The sequence below is a fragment of the Microcoleus sp. S13_B4 genome, from assembly GCF_036700885.1.
GTDB lineage: Bacteria > Cyanobacteriota > Cyanobacteriia > Cyanobacteriales > Microcoleaceae > Microcoleus.
In genome coordinates this window covers 1-1,874 of record NZ_JAUBPU010000141.1, presented here as the reverse complement: position 1 = coordinate 1,874, position 1,874 = coordinate 1, and the positions used below count along the sequence as shown (strand labels likewise).

The following is a 1,874-nucleotide window of genomic DNA, read 5'->3' as shown; positions in this document are numbered from 1 at the left end:
TGCTCAACAATGGCTCAAAGCCACTATTTTCCTCTTATTAAGTATTTATACTTAGCGCAAAAGTGACACGCTCCCAAGCAAGACACCGTAGAGAGAGGTTTATTTAAAGATAAACTAGCTGAGTATCTAAGAATAGCCTTCATAATCTCCAGCTCTTCTACAGGTATGGTTTTGGGATGAGAGTGGATGAAGGTTTGAGGGTAATTAGAAGGAAAAATTGGTGTAAAAAAGGGACTCGAAGCAAAAAAAGAGGAGACCGAAGAAAAGGTCGTATTAATGTCATGGGTGGAGTGAGATATTCAGACAAGAAAAGATGGGTGGATTTTATTCCGTCTGGGAATTCTGCTAATTTTTATGCAGTGCTGAAAAATTTTTATGGAGATTTAAGATCAGAGTGGATATTACAAGGAAATTTAGCGGAAGAATTTGAAGATAAAGGCTGTAAATTTGTGATAATTTTGGACAACGCTAGTTTTCATAAAAAAGCAGAGATTTTGCAGAAAATAGCAGCAGAGATGCCGAATCTCATCATAGAGTTTTTGCCGAAGTATAGTCCTGACTACAACGCGAGCTGAATTAGTATCCCACATTCCGCCAAGGAATATGTTGCTAATAGATTATTTGAATCTATTGAAAAACTAGAGTTTCTGTTGAATAAAATGTTAAATGAAGGAGAACTAATTATGAAATGGAACCGAAAAATAAAAAATAAAGGTAACTTAGTTAATGCAGTTTAGATGTTTGACAGCTTAGTGGATGCTGCTGTTGAATTCGTTTAGCTTGCGTTCGCAGTTTTTTTCCAAGCTTCTTGGACTTCAAGGTCAGCTAGGTCGTGTTCAGGTCTGGGTATCCGTAACCGAAACTCTAACGAACGTAGATAGTCCCAACCCATTTGTACGCTGATTGGACGGTCAAGTAAATTACCCATCCACTCAGCAACTTTACGACTGTTCCATAATCCTCCATCAGCGGGAGGAGCTTGTAAAGTTTGCAAAAGTTGTGCTTGTTCTACAACAGAGAGTAAAGGTGGAGTGCCCGGATATTGATGACGTTTGTCTTTCAACCCCTTAGCACCTAATTGATTGTAGCGACGAACTAAACGATATATAGAGTTACGGCAGTAACCCGTGACATCCGCGACATCTTCTGTCTCTCGTCCAGTTGCCAAAAGCCAAATTATTTGGTAGCGCGTCCGTTCAATGGGGTCTGACGCTTGACGATAAAGTTTAGACAACTCCGAGGGGGTTTGATGGGGTTCCAACTTTAAGCGTTTAGGCATAAATTGTCCTCATTGCATTCTTGATGCTCTTTCAGTATATCATTCCGGTGCAACCGGAATTGATATGAGAAGCGATCGCTCTGGCGGGCGGTTGAGTTGATACTAAATCTGTTTCAATTCCAAGTTCTGCAAGAAATTGTCGCTCCCGCCACAAAAAAATGTGTGTTTGTCCTGGAAATTATGGAATAAAGTATCCAATTTTTGCCTTCATTTCGTACCTGCTTTCTAAATTTTAGCTCAAGGATATTTATCTACTATGCCGATGCACGAACACCTTTCTCACCGAGCATTTTTTCGTAAATCTCGGCTATTTTTCTGGCCTTGTTCTCCCATTCAAACTCTTTGGCTCTTTCGATCGCCTTAGCTGACATACTTTCCCGCAACTTATCATCTTCCACCAACATCTTAATTTTACTTGTTAACTCCTGGGTGAGATACTCTCTAGAAATCGGCTCGATCTTAAAACCAGTTTCTTCATTCACGTATTCACCAATACCCCCGTTAAGTAGTTACACAAAATTAATTACACAAACAACTAATATGATATAATTAAAAATATCAAGTTGTGTTCAAAGAGGTTTTATATGTTTTTACT

Annotated in this window: 3 protein-coding genes; 1 reads left to right on the top strand and 2 read right to left on the bottom strand. The window is 39.1% G+C overall.

Annotated elements, in window-relative coordinates; all coding sequences use genetic code 11:
* Positions 1-182 precede the first annotated feature (182 nt).
* Positions 183-575: a transposase gene (locus QT994_RS27595; RefSeq protein ID WP_333180303.1), complete on the top strand. Its 393-nt coding sequence runs from the start codon at positions 183-185 to the stop codon at positions 573-575.
* A 200-nt stretch (positions 576-775) separates the two neighbouring features.
* Here the strand turns inward: QT994_RS27595 and QT994_RS27590 are convergent, their stop codons facing one another.
* Complete coding sequence (locus QT994_RS27590; RefSeq protein WP_333180300.1) at positions 776-1,279, bottom strand: helix-turn-helix domain-containing protein; 504 nt, start codon at positions 1,277-1,279, stop codon at positions 776-778.
* 254 nt (positions 1,280-1,533) lie between these two features.
* Positions 1,534-1,761, bottom strand: a complete 228-nt coding sequence (locus QT994_RS27585) for a hypothetical protein (protein ID WP_333180297.1) — start codon at positions 1,759-1,761, stop codon at positions 1,534-1,536.
* Positions 1,762-1,874: the final 113 nt, after the last annotated feature.